This is a genomic window from Pseudomonas sp. SJZ074 (assembly GCF_007828215.1).
GTDB lineage: Bacteria > Pseudomonadota > Gammaproteobacteria > Pseudomonadales > Pseudomonadaceae > Aquipseudomonas.
In genome coordinates, this window is record NZ_VIUE01000046.1 from 1 (window position 1) to 4,207 (window position 4,207).

Consider the following 4,207-nt stretch of genomic DNA (forward strand, 5'->3'; position numbering starts at 1 on the left):
CCAAGCTTGCCCAGCACGGGGCGATCAAGGAAGCCGTGGTGCTGGCTCGCGAAGACGTGCCGGGGGCCAAGCGGCTGGTGGCGTACTTCACCGTGTACGGTGACGAGCACCGCATCGAGATCGAAGCCCTGCGGACTCAGTTGCAAGCGCAACTGCCGGAACACATGGTGCCGGCGGCCTATGTGCAGCTTGAGGCATTGCCGCTGACCCCCAACGGCAAGCTGAATCGCAAGGCGTTGCCGGCACCGGACCAGGCGTCGGTGATTAGCCGTGAGTACGAAGCGCCGCAGGGTGAAGTCGAAGTCGCCATTGCCGGCATCTGGCAAGACTTGCTGGATCTGGAGCGGATCGGTCGCCACGACAATTTCTTCGAGCTGGGTGGGCACTCGCTGCTGGCGGTGAAAATGATCGAACGCATGCGCCAGGTCGAACTGTCCGCCGATGTGCGGGTGCTGTTCGGCCAGCCGACCCTGGCTGCGCTGGCTGCTGCTGTCGGTACCTGCACGGACGTCGTGGTGCCGGTCAACCGGATCCCGCACGACTGTTCACGGATTACCCCGGACATGCTGCCCCTGGCCGATCTGGACCAGGAGGCCATCGACCGGATCGTGGCCACTGTGCCCGGCGGCGTCGCCAATGTGCAGGACATCTACGCCCTGGCACCTTTGCAGGAGGGTATTCTGTATCACCACCTCGCGGCGGCCCAGGGTGATCCTTACCTGCAATACGTGATGTTTGGTTTCGACAGTTTTACCCGTCTGGAAGATTTTGCCCAAGCGTTGCAAGCGGTCGTTGCCCGCCACGACATCCTGCGTACGGGCGTGGTCTGGGAAGGCTTGGCCGAGCCGGTGCAGGTGGTCTGGCGTAACGCGCAGCTGGCTATGGAAGCGGTAGCACTGGACCCGACGGCAGGCGATATTGCCGCGCAACTGCACCAGCGCTTCGATCCGCGGCACTACCGCCTGGATGTACGCCAGGCGCCGATGATGCGCATCGCTTATGCGCAAGACCCGGCGAACCAGCGCTGGGTGGGCATCCTGCTGTTCCATCACCTGGTGGACGATGCCACTTCCCTGGCTGCGCTGGCGGCGGAAATCGAGGCGCACATGCTTGGCCAGGCCCAGCGTTTGCCAACATCGGTGCCATACCGCAACTACGTGGCCCAGGCGCGCCTGGGGGTGAGCCGCGAGGCCCACGAGGCGTTCTTCCGCGACATGCTGGGTGGCCTCGACGAACCGACGCTGCCGTTCGGCTTGCAGGATGTGCAAGGTGACGGCAGTGGTATCGAAGAGGTTCGCCAGGATGTCGACGGGGACCTGAGTCGCCGGGTGCGAACCCAGGCCCGTCAGTTGGGCGTCAGCGCCGCCAGCCTGTATCACCTGGTCTGGGCACAGGTGCTGGGCAAGGTGTCGGGCAAGGACGACGTGGTGTTCGGCACCGTGCTGGTGGGGCGGATGCAGGGCGGCGAGGGCGCCGACCGTGCGTTGGGCATGTTCATCAATACCTTGCCGTTGCGGGTGAGCCTGGGGCAAACCGCTGTCGGTGCCGGTGTGAAGGCGACCCATGCACGCTTGACCGCGTTGCTCGGCCATGAGCACGCCTCCCTGGCCCTGGCGCAACGGTGCAGCGACGTGGAGGCGCCGACGCCGTTGTTCAGCGCCTTGCTCAACTATCGTCATACCGGGGCAACGGCGTCGACCGAGGCGTTGTCGGCCTGGGAAGGTATCCAGATACTCAGCGGCGAGGAACGCACCAACTATCCGCTGACCTTGAATGTCGATGACCAGGGCGAGGCGTTCAGCTTCACGGTCATGACGCCGGCACGGATGGGCGCACAACGCATCTGCGGTTATGTGCAGCAGGCGTTGCAAGGGTTGGTCCGAATGCTCGAGCAGACACCGGACGCCCCCCTGCACGATCTGCCGATTCTGCCCGCAGCGGAGCGCGAGCAGTTGTTGGTGGCGTTCAATGCCACCGACGCTGAATATCCGTTGGAACAGACCATTCACGGGTTGTTCGAGGAACAGGTGCAGCGCACGCCGGATGCACTGGCGGTGCTGCATGGCGGGCAGCGTCTGAGCTATGGCGAACTGAACGAGCAGGCTAACCGACTGGCGCATTACCTGCGCAAGCAAGGCGTTCGGCCGGATTCGCGGGTGGCGATCTGTGTCGAGCGTGGCCTCGACATGGTGGTCGGATTGCTGGCGATCCTGAAAGCGGGTGGCGGTTATGTGCCGCTGGATCCGGCGTATCCGGCGGATCGGATTGCCTACATGCTTCAGGACAGCGCCCCGGCGGCGGTGTTGGCGCAGACGGCGACTCTCGGGTTGTTGGCCGGAGCTTCGATGCCGGTGATTGATTTGGGTAGCGGGCTCTGGCAGGACGAGCCCGTCTCGAATCCGCAGGTGCCAGAACTGACCTCGGCGCATCTGGCCTATGTGATCTACACCTCGGGTTCCACCGGTTTGCCAAAAGGCGTGATGATCGAACACCGCAACACGGTGAACTTCCTGACCTGGGCGCACCGTTCGTTTGACTCGAAAACCCTGTCGAAAACCCTGTTCTCGACCTCGCTGAACTTCGACCTGGCCGTGTACGAGTGCTTTGCACCGTTGACCAGCGGCGGCAGCATCGAAGTCGTCACTAATGTGCTGGAACTGCAACACGGTGAGCACGACATCACCCTGATCAACACTGTGCCATCGGCGCTCAAGGCCCTGCTGGAGTCCGGTGGCTTGGGCGAGGGTGTGGACACGGTCAACGTGGCCGGCGAAGCCCTCAAGCGCAGTCTGGTGGAGGCGCTGTTCGAACAGACTTCGGTCAAGCGTCTGTGCAACCTCTATGGCCCTTCGGAAACCACGACCTATTCGAGTTGGGTGTCGATGGCCCGTGAGGACGGCTTTGCCGCGCACATCGGCAAACCGGTCGCCAACACTCAGTTCTACCTGCTGGATGAACACAAACAGCCAGTACCGCTGGGCGTCCCAGGGGAAATCTACATCGGTGGTGCCGGTGTCGCGCGGGGTTACCTGAACCGTGATGACCTCACTGCCGAACGCTTCCTCAAGGACCCGTTCAGCAGCGAATCGAACGCCCGGATGTACAAGACCGGCGACCTCGGCCGCTACCTGCCGGACGGCAATATCGAATACCTGGGCCGTAACGACGACCAGGTGAAGATCCGGGGTTTCCGCATCGAACTGGGCGAGATCGAAGCCAAGCTGGCCCAGCACGACGCCGTGAAGGAAGCGGTGGTGCTGGCCCGCGAGGACGTGCCCGGCGATAAACGTCTGGTGGCTTACTTCACTCAGTCCGAAGCGGTGGACATCGAGACCCTGCGCAGCCACCTGCAAGCACAGTTGCCGGCCCACATGGTCCCGGTGGCCTACGTACACCTCGACGCACTGCCGCTGACCCCCAACGGCAAACTCGACCGCAAGGCCTTGCCGGCACCCGACAGCAGCGCGTTTTCCCTGCGTCTTTATGAAGCCCCTATGGGTGACACCGAGATGAAACTTGCCGCGCTGTGGGCCGAGTTGCTGAAGGTCGAGCGCGTCGGCCGTCATGACCATTTCTTCGAATTGGGCGGACACTCGTTGTTGGCCGTGGCGCTGATCGAACGCATGCGCAAGGAAGGCATGGAGGCCGATGTGCGTGTGTTGTTCGGTCAGCCGACGCTGGCGTCGGTGGCCGCGGCGGTGGGGCAGGTGCAACGCATTGAAGTGCCCGAGACGAAGATTCCGGCGCTCACGCGTCAGCGACGTATCTGAACCCCTGGGAGCCTGTCTGCTGGTGGCGATGTTGGCTGGGCTGACGTCATCGCGAGCAGGCTCGCTCCCACAGGGTTCAGGGTGTTTCCCCGATGTTATGCACCTTCACGATCCAGGGTGGGGGCGAGCCTGCTCCGGGCGGCGATCCGACGATAGCGGTGGGCCTGCTCCCACAGGATTTACCTGCGCCTGCCCCCCGCCGGGACTTGTCCCTGCTTCCCATGACAGACATGCCCTACCGAATGCTCTAATTTTTTTTGGCCTGTAAGGAGACAGTCCCGGAGACGGACCTCCTTCGGTTGAACATGGCGATATTCATTGCTTTGGCCCGCACGCGGTGATCGGCCGGTCCACTGCCAACTCTCGCGTCCAGGCGAAACGTGTCTGCAAACCACATTGATCGTCAACCACTCTGAACCAGAAAAGCAGGTCCTTCG

General features: G+C 63.1%; 1 protein-coding gene. It reads left to right on the forward strand.

Features of this window, described 5'->3' with window-relative positions:
• A partial coding sequence (locus FBX99_RS27720; protein ID WP_145133656.1) for a non-ribosomal peptide synthetase occupies window positions 1-3,770 on the forward strand: 3,770 nt, incomplete at its 5' end.
• Window positions 3,771-4,207: the final 437 nt, after the last annotated feature.